The sequence below is a fragment of the Enterobacter sp. KBR-315C3_2022 genome, from assembly GCF_041399425.1.
In the GTDB taxonomy this organism is placed as follows: Bacteria; Pseudomonadota; Gammaproteobacteria; order Enterobacterales; family Enterobacteriaceae; genus Enterobacter.
On record NZ_JBGKEB010000005.1, the window covers coordinates 1 to 15,189 of the forward strand.

Genomic DNA, 15,189 nt, shown 5'->3' on the forward strand with positions numbered 1-15,189 from the left:
AACAGTCTCAGTCCAGGGCACGGTAAACCTCCATCAGCTGTTTACCGTACCGTTATAACCTGTTACCCATGTGCCCGGTTTAAAGTGTTACCCATGTGACCGGTTCATACAATGGGCCCCCCTTACGGAGTTATTTCATCTAACTCACCTAAATACAAAAGATTCTTGAACACAAGCGCGTGGAACTAAATTGGGTGTACTTACAGTGGACCTAAACTGATTAGCAAGGTTAAAATGGAAGGTAATCCATTCTATTAGTTAGGTAAACGTGCTATGCCCATTAGCCAAAGAGTAAAACGGATTGTTTGGGTCAGAGATGGTGGCTGCTGCGCAATTTGCAGGGAAAGGCTCCTAGTAGAAGACGAAAATGGACTATCATCTCAGTTTATTGGAGAGGTGGCTCATATTGTTGCAGAGCAGCCAGAAGGCCCAAGAGGAGATTCACCACTGAATCCTAAGCAAAGGAATCATGAATCAAACTTGTTACTTCTTTGTTGTAATCATCACACAGAAATTGACTCTGGGGTAGACAATTTCCCTATAGAGCGTCTTCATAAAATCCAACGAGAGCATTCCCTTTGGTTAGAAGAAAAATTTAAAGTTGAAAATCCCTGGAAGACCAAATTACATAATTTTTACTATCTAAATATTCCAAGGCTGTTAACCCTAGCCGCCCACGCAGGCATTAAAGTTGATCTGTCTGAATACAATAAAATTATTGCATTACACGAGTTAGGATGGAATTTAAATTACCTGATGATGGCATTTGAAAATCTCTTTAAAAAGATAGAGGTAAAAGCCATTACTGCTGAAAAGCTAGTAGAGATTGGAAATCAGGCCAGGGGGGCAATTGTTGCCTTCGATCAGCAATTCCGCACAAAGAATATAGAAATGCCCAGTTCTTTAGGCGCATATGCACAGGCTATTCGTGGGGATGCTTCGAAAGATCCGCAAATCTACACCTATTTTTCAGGGATAAAGGCAACGCTTATTATTGATCCTCGATGGGTTACTACTACAACTGCTTTTGTCCAATTCCGACCTTCAGGTGGGCGTGGGAATTTTGCTGGATTAGGTATTGTTAATCATATTGATAAGTCTCGTATCAGCATTACACCATTGGTGGTTGGATTACCTTCTAACCTCTTTATTGAAGCTTTGTATGGCCCAATATAATTCTTAAATTAGGTCTTATCTTTTTGGTAAGGCCTAATTTTCGTTATATCGGAGTAGATAAAGCATATTCTTAGCCATAGCCCACAGAGCGCAATTGAGCTTTACATCACCATCGATACCTTTCACTGCACGGGTGTTTGCCTCTGGTTGTTCTAAACACCCCACTACCCGATATAAATCACAGTTAGTAATATTTTTTTGCCACATTGCAGATTGTAGTTTATTAGCTAATAATCGCAAAAATAAGCGATGTTTTTTAAAAGAACAGTTTTGGTAAACTACCCCCATTTGTATAAATTTATTCTATTGCATTTGGTGAGCACGCACACGCTCACCTTTATCATATTTACTATCCCATCAATTCGCGGAAAGAACTTTTAAATCTTACTAATTCTAAATACCTCGCTGTTCATCCATTCACATTAAGCCTATTTCGCAATTATATTTCTTATTGAAACATTAGAGCGAATTATCTATTCCAGAGCGCTTTGTGTATTTTTCCTGTCTGGTGATAATCGGATACCAGATCGATAAACTCTTTAAAATCCTTGTTCTCTACCACCAAGCGGTTGACGGATTGCCAATCAATACTGGTTCGCTCTCGTGCAGGAATCAGAGTTTGGCTATTACCGGGATCTTGCGGATTAAGAAGGATCACGCCAATACCATGCAATGCACACAACATCTGCAGTTCTCTTTCTACGCCACGCTGCTTATCTTCATTTATTTCGGTCGCGACGAGATAACCAAAATGGGCCCAGCTTGAATTGCTCACAGCTTGGAAGAAACATTCTCGAACATTGCTACGGTTAAGCTGACGTTTTACTTCAAAAGACCACAGACGGGTTAAACGCCCTTCGCTATACCGTACACAGTTTTGCACGACGCTATCCCAACCTTTATCGAGAGGCTGCAATGCAACAATATCAGGATAAAGCCAATGGTTTGCCCCAAGACCTTTGTTATTGCTTGAACGCTTTTCATCGATACGACGGCAAAGTAATTCTTCTTCCTCAGAAAGGTACTCAATCAAAAGCGGGTAAAGAGCATGCTCAGAAAAAGCTACCGTCTCAGCAGACGGAGTCGGAGCAATATCAAAAGATGACTCTTGTTGCACGCCATTGTCGATTTCCTTACCCCAGTAATAAAGTCTGGGCCGAGGTTTGTCACGCGTCATAACCTGAGGACACATCGCTTTTGCCTGAACTGTTCTGCTCCCACCGACTTCAGCAGCTATTTGACTCAAGAAATCTTCATCACTGGCGAATCTAGGATTTTGACGCTTTACAGCAAGCTCTGCGCCATAGTGATCAATGATTTTTTGGGCAAGCTGACGGGCTGTAAATTGCTCATCAGGATTAGCCTGAAGAACATTAATAATCATCTGTGGGCGACTAGTCATGGCTCCTGCCTTTGATGTAACAGTAAGAAAGCTTCTATCTGAATGAATGGCTAAATCTCAGATGCTGCTTTTCTGATGAAACAGTGTAAAACTACCTATCACTTGAACCAAGCTTACAATATGATTTTTTGGCATTGAACAACAGATTTCATTACAAAAACGAGCACCGCATCAGAAGCCATGTTAAAGAAAAAATAAGGTATGTCAGACACATACCTTAAATACATCTAATCATTCCATGCTTAATTTGGCAAAATCAAACGGACTCACCGCCTTCTCACGATTCGCATCAAGAAAATCAGCCCACCACTGCAGCATCAGTCTGCGCTCATCCAGATGCTCGGCCTTATGAATATAAGCCGCACGCACAGAGTTACGCTCCATATGGCTCATCTGCCGTTCAACCGCATCCCTTGACCACAATCCCGATTCTATCAACGAGCTACATGCCATCGTCCTGAAACCATGCCCACAAACCTCTATCTTAGTGTCATAACCCATAACGCGCAGAGCCTTGTTTACCGTATTTTCACTCATCGGTTTACGATGGTCGTGATCGCCAATGAAAACAAAATCGCGATCGCCACTAAGTTTGTGCACCTGTTTAAGGATTGCTAACGCCTGACGAGATAACGGCACCAAATGAGGTGTACGCATTTTTGAGCCGCGTTGGGAGTGCTTTATCCCTTCGATAGCCTCGCGCTCTGCGGGTATCGTCCACATTGATGTTTCAAAATCGATCTCAGACCAACGAGCAAAACGCAATTCGCTGGAGCGGATGAAGACAAGGAGGGTTAACTCAACGGCAAGACGAGTCAAAGGCCTGCCGGTATAGTTATCAATGCGCTGAAGCAGTTCGGGAATACGTCTCAACTCTAGCGCAGGCCTATGCTGCCGGTTACTTGAAGCAACAGCACCGGCCATCTCCTGTGCCGGGTTATAATCAAGCAAACCACTCTGTACGGCATAACGCATAATTGCCGTAGTTCGCTGTTGCAGTCGTGACGCGACCTCAAGACGTCCAGACATCTCTACGGCTTTTATCGGGGCTAACAAATCCCGTGTTTTAAGTTCGGCTATATTACGTTTGCCAATAGCTGGAAAGAGATTGTCCTCCAGGCTTTTCAGCACTCGTCGGCTATGTTCTTCCGACCACTTTTTATTTGTGGCATGCCATTCAACAGCTAGCTGTTCGAAAGTACGCGCCTCTTCCAACTCAACCTTATCATTTTTCTTTTTGTCTCCCGGATCAATGCTGTTTGCCAAAAGCTTACGAGCTTCTTCACGGCGAGCCCTTGCATCAGCGAGTGACACGTCAGGGTAAACCCCCAGAGCCAGCATCTTTTGCTTTCCGCCAAATCGGTACTGCAAACGCCAGTACTTAGAGCCATTTGGATGAACAAGAAGGTGCATACCGTTGCCATCAGTAAGCTTGTATTGCTTCTCCATTGGCTTGGCTGTTCTGACTTTGATATCTGTTAGAGCCATGCTTATCCCCTCCCTGTTGGTACAAGCATTATCGAACCAGAAATACCATCATCTGTACCAACATCTGTTGGTAGATGTACGTTGAAGTCGGTTGACCTTGAGAGAGTTACTATAGCGGGAAAGATAGGTAAATACTGGATTTCAGGCACAAAAAAAGACGTCCGTTGACGTCTATTGATGTTCCGATGGTGCCGAAGGCCGGACTCGAACCGGCACGTATTTCTACGGTTGATTTTGAATCAACTGCGTCTACCGATTTCGCCACTTCGGCACTGAAGGGGATGCGGAAACGTTGTGGATTATACCTGTCGCGCGCCGCCATGCAAGCGACGACGCGCTAAACCTACGCTAAGTGCCCAAAAAACCAGCGCAGCCGTCAGTCCAGCTCGGACACCGCCAGGCGAATCACGCCTGCAGCGTTATGCTCCGGCAGCTTCAGCACCTTCGCCCACATCTCCTGCACCATATCGCAGGAGAGCTTCTCCTTGCCCACCGCGTTCTCCGGCATCTGCAGCAGCTGGATGTCCTCGCCGTACTTATCCGCCAGCCCTTTCATAATCGGCCGCACGTCCGCCACGGCGGCTTCACGCTCTGCCGGCGTCACGGTGTGGCGGTTTTTACCGTAGGCCGCGCGCATCATGTCCGCGTCGGCCTGCATCCGGCGGGCCATCATCGGTTTATCCAGCACGCGCATCGGGTTCACGCCGCCCTTCACCGCCGGGTAGAGGAAGCGGAAGCAGGCGTCGTCGCTCACCTTCTGGATGGCGGCGGTCTGCTCCATGTTGGCCTTCATGTAATCCACCACGTTGGCGTCCGGGGCGTGCTGCAGGCGCGACATCTGCAGCGTCAAAATCTGCGGCTGGATCACGTCGATGATGTGCTGTTCAGACTCCCCCATCTTCTGCATGGTGAGGATCTGCTCGCGGATGCGCTGCTGGAACGCGGGCTCCTGCTCTTTAATCACCTGCCAGGCGGGCATCGCGTTGAGGGTGGTATCAAGCTGCTGCTCGGGGGTTTGCTGCTGACGCTGCTTGTCGAAATAGACCCAGAAGGCCACTGCGGCCGCAATCACGGTAACCAGAACAATACGAATCCACGTTTTATTCATCTCGCATCCTTATCCTTTAGCTCTGCCGGTTTACACCGGCACGCCGCTGTGGAAGCGAAACTCGTTGTCCGGTGTTGAGATAAGTGTGGCTTCAATTTCGCCAAAATGCTGCACCCGATGCGAGATATCCTTGTCGCTCACATTTTGGGCAAGCGTCAGATAGTCCTGATAATGCCGCGCCTCCGAGCGCAGAAGCGAAAGATAGAACGTCTGCAAATCGTCGTCGAGGAACGGAGCCAGCGCGGCGAAGCGCTCGCACGAACGGGCCTCGATGTAGGCGCCGCAGATGAGCTTGTCGATCAGCGTCAGGGGTTCGTGAGTGCGCACTTCCTTCAGCATCCCTTTGGCGTAGCGGCTGGCGGTGATTTTGACGTACGGAATGTCACGCGCCAGCATCGTCTCGCGCACCTGCCAGAAGTGGTGCAGCTCCTCTTTGATCAGCAGCACCATGCTGTCGATAAGCGCCTGGCCCCACGGGTCGTCGGTTTTCGGCATCACGCTTTTAGTAATCTGCTTATGAAGCGCAATAAAATCCGGCTCCGGGCCGTCGCGGAAGGTGAACAGTTCGTAGGGTTTGAGCCAATCGAGCAGCGCGTCGGCACCGCTCTCGTCGGCGACGTATTTACGCACCAGCAGCAGCGCGGTCTGGGCGGCCTTGAGCTCGCACACCATGTGGTCGGTAAGCAGCAGCGGCAGGTTCGCCGGGTCGCGGGCTTTATCAATCCATGCTTGCGGGGTCGGGCACTGGAGGAAGTTGAGAACGGGGGCGAGTATCTGCGGGTAATCCATGGTTCTGCCTTGAAAAAGCGGTGGCGCGCGCCACCGCCTGAAACGCTTAGTGACGCACGCCGTCGTCGTCTTCGTCGACGTAGTCTTCGTCGTCGCCTTCTTCACCCTCTTCGCCGTTTGGATCTTCGAAGTAGGTTCCCCAGCCGTCGTACTCCACTTCAAACTTCTCGGCCAGGTTCATCAGCTGTTCAACCTGCGCGTCGATCAGCTCCGCCTTCAGCGCGCCTTCGCTCAGGATATCGCAGCAGATTACGGTGTCGCCCTCTTCCACTTCCAGCTCTTCCGGCTCGGTCACTTCGTAGCCCAGCTTGAAGGCTTCCACCGCCAGCTTTTCCAGCGCGTCGAAATCGTCCGCAGAGAAATGGTGCTCGATGGTGTACAGCGCGTCCGGATCGCTTCCGTCTTCCAGCAGTTCTTCAATAATCAGGCGCGTCTCTTCGCGCTGCTCTTCCAGATGTTCCGGGTTTGCCATGGCTCAATCCTCTTTAAAGTGCGGCAGATACTTCTATTTTCACACACGGACGTGTTTGCCTCCACCTTTGTAAGAAAGATTTGTGAAACAGGGTTGCAAATGAATAATTACACATATAAAGTGAATTTTAATTCAATAAGTGGCGTTTGCCATGCGAGGATAAAATGTCCGATCTGTACAAAAAACACTTTCTGAAATTGCTCGACCTCACCCCTGCACAGTTCACCTCCCTGCTGACCCTTGCCGCAAAGCTCAAGGCCGACAAGAAAAAGGGCCAGGAAGTACAGAAGCTTACCGGTAAAAACATCGCGCTCATCTTCGAAAAAGACTCAACCCGCACACGATGCTCTTTCGAAGTTGCCGCATATGACCAGGGCGCGCGCGTCACGTACTTAGGGCCAAGCGGCAGCCAGATTGGGCATAAAGAGTCAATTAAGGACACCGCGCGCGTGCTGGGGCGGATGTACGACGGCATTCAGTATCGCGGTCACGGCCAGGAAGTGGTCGAAACGCTGGCGCAGTACGCGGGCGTGCCGGTGTGGAACGGGCTGACCAACGAGTTCCACCCGACGCAGCTGCTGGCGGACCTGCTGACCATGCAGGAGCACCTGCCGGGCAAAGCGTTTAACGAGATGACGCTGGTCTACGCGGGCGACGCGCGCAACAACATGGGCAACTCGATGCTGGAAGCCGCGGCGCTGACCGGGCTGGATCTGCGACTGGTGGCACCGAAGGCCTGCTGGCCGGACGCGAGCCTGGTAGCGGAGTGCAGCGCGCTGGCCGAGAAAAACGGCGGGAAAATCACCCTGACGGAAGACGTCGCGGCGGGCGTGAAGGGCGCAGACTTTATCTATACCGACGTCTGGGTGTCGATGGGCGAGCCGAAAGAGAAGTGGGCAGAGCGGATTGCGCTGCTGCGCGGCTACCAGGTGAACGCGCAGATGATGGCGCTGACCGGCAACCCGAACGTCAAGTTCCTGCACTGTCTGCCCGCGTTCCACGACGACCAGACCACGCTCGGCAAGCAGATGGCGAAGGAGTTCGATCTGCACGGCGGGATGGAGGTAACGGACGAGGTGTTTGAGTCGGCGGCGAGCATCGTGTTCGACCAGGCGGAAAACCGGATGCACACGATCAAGGCGGTGATGGTGGCGACGCTTGGGGAGTGAGGACGTCATCGGCACAGATTACGCCAAAAAAAAGCCGGGAGGCATCGCGCTCCCGGCTTAACGTTAAAAGTGATACTTGATGCCAATCATACCCGTGGTGTCGCTATAGCCCTTATCGCCTATTTGCTCTCCAATATTTCCCCAAAGCGAAAGGTTTTTGCTGACTTGCCCTTCGACGCCCACTTTCAGTTCAGCCGCATTGTTCGCACCCTGGCGGCTAACGCTGATGCCGTTCATCTCAGCCCCAAAGGACTTGGTGTTATGGATCCAGTTCAGTTCAGCATAAGGCTGGAACTGGCGAGATTTCCCTTCATCCAGAGCACTATGGCCACGCAGCATCGTTCTGAAGCCCAGTCGGGTCTGAATGTTACCGTCTCCCTGACCTTTTACCTTGGTTCCGTTGGCTTCACGATGATCGTCCGCCTGCACGCCCATCCAAGTGACCTGCGCCTGTGGCTGGACGAGCCACTCTGTTTTCCCTCCATTACTGCCGTTAAAGTGGCCTAATGACCGGGTATAACCCGCCTCTGCCGACGCCGTGAACCCAGACGACTTCCAACTTTCGCCCTGAATTCCATTTCCTTTGAGAGTGTTATTAAACCAGCCATACTGTACCCAACCATCGACGTAAGCGCCGTAGTGGTTCACTTCATCAGCGTTCCAGCCGCCGTAGATCCCTACGCTGTAGCCATTTACGTTACCCTCAGCGCGGTTATCCGTCAGAACAGAGCGGGTGTTGCTTTTGCTATGGCCATAGCCCGCCATCGCTCCTATGTTCCACCGATCCTGGCCATTAATGCTACCTGCGGCCAGTTCGCCTCCCATTTGAAGAACATAGCTGTTTTCGGTTGTTTTCAACTGACCGTCTCCAGCTTTAGAGCGCGTATGTCCTCCCACGTTACGCATCCACATGCTGGTTTCTTTTAATTCTCCACTTGCCGCATCGATATAAAGTCGATCGCCGGTACGTTCATGACGACGTGTGGCAAACAGAGTGTTCGAAGCGGCCAGATTTGCGGCATAAACACCGGCTTCCGGACGGATGACGCTGATCTTATCGGGTTCAGGTATGCCGGGCGTGACATCCCCCCCATTATCACCACCGCCGCTGACCAGATTACTCGTTAAATACCAGTTGCTGGCGTTATCATCACGGCCTCTGACCAGCGAGTAGTCATATGTCCCCGCAACGATCCTGTTGCCCTGAGTGAATTCACCTTCGGAATGACCATCCACGCTGATAACTTCGATGCCGTTTAATGTTTGTGCCCCGCCACCGCCCGCATTGGTGACATGCACTGCGGTCGTACCGGAAGTATCGCCTTTAACGAACATCCGATCGGTGGCAGATCGATCATCACCAAGTACGGTATTCAGATAGAGAGCCCCTCCCTCCCCAACATAATCACCTTCGACCACCAGACGGTTACCGGGCACCGAGTAGCCTTCAGCGAACCGTACCTGACCGCTGTTACGGAAATCGCCACCGACTGAAAGACTGCCAGGCCCTGCGTCAGCGCTTCTACCCACGCTCACAACACCTTGGTTAAAGATATCACCCACCGTGCCGCCAAACCCTGAAAGACGGCCTTCGGATCCCACTACCGTTTGCATACTGGCCAGCGTGACGGCGTCTTGACCGTCGCCAAGCTGCAGCTCTCCTTGCACAACGGAGGTCAATCCAGACAGTCCCGCACTTTCAGACGTAAGGATCACCGTCCCCTGTCCTGTTTTTTGAAGGCTGCCCGTTCCGGTGAGGGTGTTTTCGAGCTTCCAGGCATCGCTGGCGTTCAGCAGCAATGTTCCCGCATTCTCTACCGACGCGTCGCCAAGATGGCTCGCAGCGCTTGCGGCCAAAGAGGAAAGGCTATCAATAGAAAAACGCCCGCTAAACGTCTCGTTTTTCCCAGCCAGCGCAATATCACTGTTGGCAAGCTGTACGTTTCCGCTACCGCTAAACGCATTGCTAATGGACCCCTTAGCACCGTCCAGGCTCAGCGTCCCGGCAAGACGGATGTCACCGCTGCCCAGCCCCTGTGCATTATCCAGCTTTGCCGTTGCGCTTTTTGCAACGACTGTAGCTGCACTCAGTTCGGTATTTGCACCGTTAACATTCAGCGTGCCGTCGCTAATGGTCAGCTCCCCTTTTCCGACAAGGGCTCCCGCAGAAGTTCCACCGTTAGCAATCGTCAGCGATCCGCCGCCAAGATCAATACGTGAACCTGCATTAGCTTCCAGCGTGCCCACCGTTTGCGCATGGCCGTTCATAACGAAATCGCTATTTGAAGCCAGCATCAGTGAAGACGTTTTGCCCAAAACGTTGTTGTTATGCATCGCCAGCGCACCGCTTCGAACTTCCGTCTTCCCGGTATAGTCATTATTACCATTGGACAGCGAAACCGTTTCGCCTGGCTTACCGGTAATCGCCAGGTCGCCGTCACCTGTAACGCGAGCGCTGAGGTCTGCCGCATTACCAATACCACCATTAGCATTGAGAACCAGAGCATCCGATCCTTTAGCTAACAGTTCTACCGCCTTTAAGCCGTAGTTAATATACAACCCGTCCTGATGGTTACCGCTGGTAAGGCGATAGTCATAGCTTCCGATAGCTGCCACATTGCCGTTTTGTACGATATTGGACTGACGCTCGTCGGAAATCGCCTGGCCATTAGCATCCACTAATGCCAGCCCGCCTCCGCTGCCTTTAACGATGCCACCGCTTGATGCAAGCAGGATCAATGCATTGCCATCATCCTGAGCAAGAAGCGGTATATCCGGAGCAACGGTAGGCGTGACGTTTAGCACGTCTACAGGATTAACCTGCACTGTACCGGAACCCGAAATGTCCAGACTGCCTGTGGTATGAATCGTGTTCTGAGCCACGCTTTCACCCGCGGCAACATCGCCGAAAATCACCGTGCCGCCGTCGATATCAAAGCGATCAATATTCTGCTGACCCTCACCAAGCGTAACGACGCTTTGTTCACCCACTCGCAGCAACATATATTTCAGGGCTGCGGTATTAACATCAGCCAGCTCAAAAAGGGTATTTTTAAGCGATAAAATTCCGCTAAAGTTTTCCATTAAGTCTGCGGACTTAATTGAGAAACGGTTGCCGTTAGCATCTACGGCCAAAGTGCCACCAAAGTAATGATAATTGGCTACAACTGACTGATTAAATCCGTCTATTTTATTAACAAACTCCCAGTCGTGATTCGTCTTTATATTAAATATCCCACCAGACTCACTATCATTATAGATAAATTTATCTGGGCGAATATTAAGGGTCGCAGAGCCAATCTCTTTTTGCTCAGAAATGGTGATTTCACCATCCGGTAGAATAACAGCATTACCGGTGAAAGCCGTATTATCTCCCGTAAGTTTTGTATTACCGTTGTATGCATAGATGTAACCCGCGCCTGCCACGTCGCTGATAATATTACTATTAAAAATATAATCATTGTCGGTATGGTTAAATTCCACGCCTCCTGAATAAATTGATTCCACACCAAAATGAATATCATTAATGTTAACGCTTCCGGGGGCTTCGGCTGACACTGGTGAATATCCGCCAACGACAATCCTACCTTTGACAAGCGTGGCTGTAGGTGCTGTCACTGCCCCACCGTCCGCAACGATAAGAAAGTCGGGTAGATTTTCCTGGGAGTAATACAATTGAGTATGATCAACGCCAACCAGAATCTGAGAAGAGGAAGAAAGCTCAGAACCCTGACCAGTCACAACAATTTTGTTTTTATTTTCCTGGGGATAACTCAGCAGGCCAGTATGAATATCGCCAATTGCAACAAAGCCGTCAGCATGCACTTTACCACCATTAGTTATAGTTATCGCGCTGTAGCCTTCCTTAAAATCAGAGCCAATTCTGTTTGAGCCTGCAGCCTCACCTACCATAATATTGCCGCCAACGTGGAGCTCGCTTCCTGCTCCATCAACATTCACAAAACCCTGCGCGGCTGTCGTCATAGCTCTGGAACCATTTTCATAATCCTCAAAGTAAGCCCAACTATCTTGCTCCGCAAGAGTGAGATTATGAGCGACATTAACTTTCCCACCTTCGGAAATATTTAGCGTACCGTCGCCAGTGTTCGAGCCGATAATTAAGGATTGCGCATTGAACTCACTACCCTTGCCGGAAACATTCAATGTACCCTCACCAAACATATTGGAACGGACGAAACTTGTATGGCCATTACTATTTATAACTTTTTGATACATCAATTCGCCACCAATGTAGCTTTCATTGAGTACAGTTAACCTGCCACCATTGTTGATATCAACAATAGCCCTGGCTGAGTCAAGCCCTACCTGAAGCTTATCCGTAGTGACGTCGCTTAAAATGGTTAATTTTCCGCTATTACCGTTCCCTATGCCTACAGCAAGGAGTGAATCAGTCCAGGGCGTCGTTATCACATCCCCTGCGGGATTATTAAATTCTTTAGCAGAGACCGGCAGACAGAATATCGCTGAAATGACGGCCAGCGCCAGCGGCGCAAGTTTTCTACCAGGAATCATATATTCCTCCAGTTTTTAAAAGAAAAAGAAGTACCTGCCCATTGAAATGAGCGACTGCAAAACGAATTAAGATTATCTACCTGCGTTAACTCAACCCAGGATCCTGGAGAATTGCTCGCAACCCTTCATAATATCCTTAAGAATTATTTCGCATGTATTTACACAGATATATATTAAACGCTACTTTTGTTAATCAGCAGAATAAGCTCCTGTATATTTTTAACTGACATTTTCAAACACAGCTTACGCCGATAGCTATAAACAGTCGAAATACTGATATTCATGTTTTTCGCTATAGCATCAGCGTTAGCCCCCTGACAAATAAGCGCTACAAAGAGTTTTTCTCTTCGCGTGAAGTCATAATTTTCTATCCCATAGTTACTTTGCAACCCTGTTTCCGTACCCAAAATAACTAATTCTCCAAGTTTTTTTTCGATCTCCTGTAATGTTTGATTCAGGGATATATAATAAACATACCCTTCAGCGCCTTCCTTTCCACGCCCGAGGAATATAATTCTCGAGAAATGCACCGCCAGCGTTTTGTGTAATAGCCAATTAGACTCTGCACCGGGGTAATCAACCACAATAATCACAGGGTTTAGGCTTTGATTAATTTTATGGTGATCGATTTCAATTGTGGTACGACACCAGCTGATATCAAAGCAATCGCGTTCGTTCTCTCCCCAGATAGATTGATAATGCATAAGAAGATTTTTCACCCCCAGATAATCATAAAAACAGAGTGACAGCACGCTAACCGTAGATGCTCGATTACTGGCGTCTCGGATAGATAGTCTTCTTGGAGGAAAATAAATATTCTCGTTTAGCGTTAAGCTATGTTTCATAGGATGCCCCCAACGTCACACCATGTTATCTCCCTTGCTATATGCCCTCTCATGCTATCACTCTTATAATGCAGTCAAGTTTAGAAGTATATCGACTCGCAATTGCAAGAGTTCAGCACCGTTTTGGATGCGTCAGTTTTAGCAGAAAAAAATATTTCTATACATCCTTTTTTTCAGGCGAAATTTCTAACTTAACAATGTCCGTAAAGATATTCCTGGATGCAGACATTCAGAATACAAAACAGACTAAAAGAGTCAAAACAGCTTAATATCCAGGAGGAATTACGTATGTAAACCTATAGCAACCTTGAAGCAAGGCGTCGGTTATTTAGTACGATTCGGATTATCATTAAGAATTTTGCAGATATTCCTGGTTAAATGATCGCAATTGCGTTCATTTTCTTTTTAAAATCACTCTGAGTAGCTGGCAAAAAAACAGACAAACCTTGATCTAGATCAACTTAAGCGCACGGCCTACGAAAACTCTTCTATCACAGGACAAGCACTACTCTGTTTCCCAGCAAAATGTAGGGTGTTAAAGCGCAGGATCATCTCCTCGATATTCCTGGTACCGACTTTTCGGGATATGTTTCTTCGGTAGCTATAGACGGTTGGTAGGCTAATCTCCATTCGACTAGCGATCGATTTCGCATCAAGACCCTGACAGACCAGGCGGGTGAAAGCCTGCTCACGGTCTGACAACCGGATATCATCTGCAGGGCTTAGCGTCAAAACGTCTCTCTGGCAGTCGTTCGACATCACTTTTAGCAGCTGCGCTTTAACGTCCGAACATCCTGACAATACGCTGATGAAGTGAAGATCATCCTCTACACCGGTCATACCACGGGTGAGAAAGATGATTTTGGTAAAATACAATGCCAGCGTTTTATGTAGCAGCCCATTGGTTTCCGCCCCCGGGTGAGCGGTAACCAAAATGATGGGATTTTGACTGGCCTTAAGCGTAGGAAGATCTATCTCAAGCGTGTTTTTGCACCATATGATCGGGCAAGGTGTAACGTCGCTGCTATTCTCAGCCTGAAGTTCATTTATCAAAACGCGTAATGCGAGAAAACTATACTGGCACTCTGAGAGAACGATAATAAGGGACGTCTCGCCAGGAGGAGGGCGGGCACCGTTCTCTGAGAAGATAAGCTGATTTTTATTCGAAATATGCGTTGAACCAACCATGTTTGCCTCATTGTTGAATATTTGCTGGGGAGCGAAGTGAGCCAAAACAATAGCATTGTTTATGTAAACTTATCATCTTTAATCATATAAAGCTTAAAGATAACATTCTTTTTTCCGCTTATCGCTTGCAAGTGATTCATTGCTAGAATGAAGCATTCATTTTGATTAAGGGTCTAAAAAAACATTTTCCATACTGGAAATTAAATAATAATTTATACTGTATTTCAAAGGGATAGAAATTATGTTTAATATCTGTTTAGATTAAAAATCCAGGATGAGTAAATGCCTAACCGTGTTGTTGGTAATGGAAAGAAATTTATCCAACAGCCAGAGCGATGTTCTTTCTTTCCCTGACCGTTGGCTATAGCTACAATTCGACTTACGTTTCTCTTATTTACATAAGTACTTTCACCACCACCTTGCGCACCTTCGCTGGCGCACCCACCGCGCACAGCGGCTTGTGCACTTCTCCCGGCCAGAACACCACGAAATCCCCTTCGCTGAGCACCACGGTTTTCTCCTGCTCGCCTTCCGGCAGGAACGCGATGTCTTTGTCCGCCAGCCAGTCGGTGTCCGGCGTGCCGTGCGGCAGCGTGCTGAAGGTCATCCCTTCCTGGCCCTTCATGACGATCTGAATATCCAGATAGCGCGCGTGGTACTCGGCGCGGCGTTCGGCGAACGGCTGGGTCATGTCCTCAGAAACCAGATAAAACAGGCTGTTGCCGTTGATATCGTGCTTGCCGAGCGGGGTTGCCTCGGTGACGTGCGCCTTGACGTGCTCGATAGCCTGGCGCAGCGCTTCCGGCAGCCACGGCTGCAGGTGGTGGATGTTGCCAATAATCATATCCAAACCCTCAATGTAAAACGTCGTTTCATTTTTATCTTTTATACGAAAATCCGGGCTGGCGTACCATCACTTTTTCGACAAGATTTGCGCGCGCGCATGTTTATCGGAGAATGTGTTAACTATCTGTTAATCACCGTCAGGCAATTATGCAGAAGCTATGCATAACGCAAAT

The 15,189-nt window shown here is 48.8% G+C and carries 12 protein-coding genes and 1 tRNA gene; 3 read left to right on the top strand and 10 right to left on the bottom strand.

Annotation, left to right across the window (positions count from 1 at the left end):
- The first annotated feature begins 273 nt into the window (after positions 1-273).
- Positions 274-1,176 (top strand): HNH endonuclease, encoded by a 903-nt coding sequence (locus AB8804_RS07100; protein ID WP_371184636.1) that lies wholly within the window; start codon positions 274-276, stop codon positions 1,174-1,176.
- Between the two features lie 469 nt (positions 1,177-1,645).
- On the opposite strand, the gene AB8804_RS07105 is transcribed toward AB8804_RS07100, so the two are convergent.
- The 6 genes from AB8804_RS07105 to rraB all read right to left on the bottom strand — a co-directional run bounded on the left by AB8804_RS07105 (position 1,646) and on the right by rraB (position 6,435).
- On the bottom strand, positions 1,646-2,578 hold the full coding sequence (locus tag AB8804_RS07105) for a COG2958 family protein (RefSeq protein WP_040170604.1): 933 nt from the start codon (positions 2,576-2,578) through the stop codon (positions 1,646-1,648).
- A 231-nt stretch (positions 2,579-2,809) separates the two neighbouring features.
- Entirely contained in the window at positions 2,810-4,066 is a 1,257-nt protein-coding gene (locus AB8804_RS07110) for an integrase arm-type DNA-binding domain-containing protein (RefSeq protein ID WP_217969611.1), read from the bottom strand.
- Between the two features lie 186 nt (positions 4,067-4,252).
- Positions 4,253-4,337: transfer RNA gene (locus tag AB8804_RS07115), tRNA-Leu, on the bottom strand.
- A 105-nt stretch (positions 4,338-4,442) separates the two neighbouring features.
- On the bottom strand, positions 4,443-5,174 hold the full coding sequence (locus AB8804_RS07120; protein ID WP_371184639.1) for a topoisomerase II: 732 nt from the start codon (positions 5,172-5,174) through the stop codon (positions 4,443-4,445).
- A 30-nt stretch (positions 5,175-5,204) separates the two neighbouring features.
- Positions 5,205-5,963, bottom strand: a complete 759-nt coding sequence (gene miaE / locus AB8804_RS07125; RefSeq protein ID WP_371184641.1) for a tRNA isopentenyl-2-thiomethyl-A-37 hydroxylase MiaE — start codon at positions 5,961-5,963, stop codon at positions 5,205-5,207.
- Positions 5,964-6,009: 46 nt separating this feature from the next.
- Complete coding sequence (gene rraB / locus AB8804_RS07130) at positions 6,010-6,435, bottom strand: ribonuclease E inhibitor RraB (RefSeq protein WP_112013258.1); 426 nt, start codon at positions 6,433-6,435, stop codon at positions 6,010-6,012.
- A gap of 99 nt (positions 6,436-6,534) precedes the next feature.
- Between rraB and AB8804_RS07135 the strand changes: the two genes are divergently transcribed.
- The gene (locus tag AB8804_RS07135; RefSeq protein WP_213826104.1) at positions 6,535-6,630 is read left to right on the top strand and encodes a hypothetical protein; all 96 of its coding nucleotides are present in this window, start codon (positions 6,535-6,537) and stop codon (positions 6,628-6,630) included.
- Positions 6,600-7,604: an ornithine carbamoyltransferase gene (argF, locus tag AB8804_RS07140; RefSeq protein WP_371184644.1), complete on the top strand. Its 1,005-nt coding sequence runs from the start codon at positions 6,600-6,602 to the stop codon at positions 7,602-7,604. Before AB8804_RS07135 ends, argF begins: the two co-directional genes overlap by 31 nt.
- Before the next feature lie 63 nt (positions 7,605-7,667).
- Here argF and AB8804_RS07145 read toward each other — a convergent pair whose 3' ends face one another.
- The 4 genes from AB8804_RS07145 to AB8804_RS07160 form a co-directional block, all read right to left on the bottom strand.
- Positions 7,668-12,137 (bottom strand): autotransporter outer membrane beta-barrel domain-containing protein, encoded by a 4,470-nt coding sequence (locus AB8804_RS07145; protein WP_371184646.1) that lies wholly within the window; start codon positions 12,135-12,137, stop codon positions 7,668-7,670.
- 173 nt (positions 12,138-12,310) lie between these two features.
- A complete protein-coding gene (locus AB8804_RS07150) occupies positions 12,311-12,982 on the bottom strand; it encodes a helix-turn-helix transcriptional regulator (protein ID WP_371184648.1) in 672 nt (223 codons plus the stop codon).
- A gap of 474 nt (positions 12,983-13,456) precedes the next feature.
- Positions 13,457-14,170, bottom strand: a complete 714-nt coding sequence (locus AB8804_RS07155; protein WP_371184650.1) for a LuxR C-terminal-related transcriptional regulator — start codon at positions 14,168-14,170, stop codon at positions 13,457-13,459.
- A gap of 394 nt (positions 14,171-14,564) precedes the next feature.
- The gene (locus AB8804_RS07160) at positions 14,565-15,014 is read right to left on the bottom strand and encodes a YhcH/YjgK/YiaL family protein (RefSeq protein WP_371184653.1); all 450 of its coding nucleotides are present in this window, start codon (positions 15,012-15,014) and stop codon (positions 14,565-14,567) included.
- Positions 15,015-15,189: the final 175 nt, after the last annotated feature.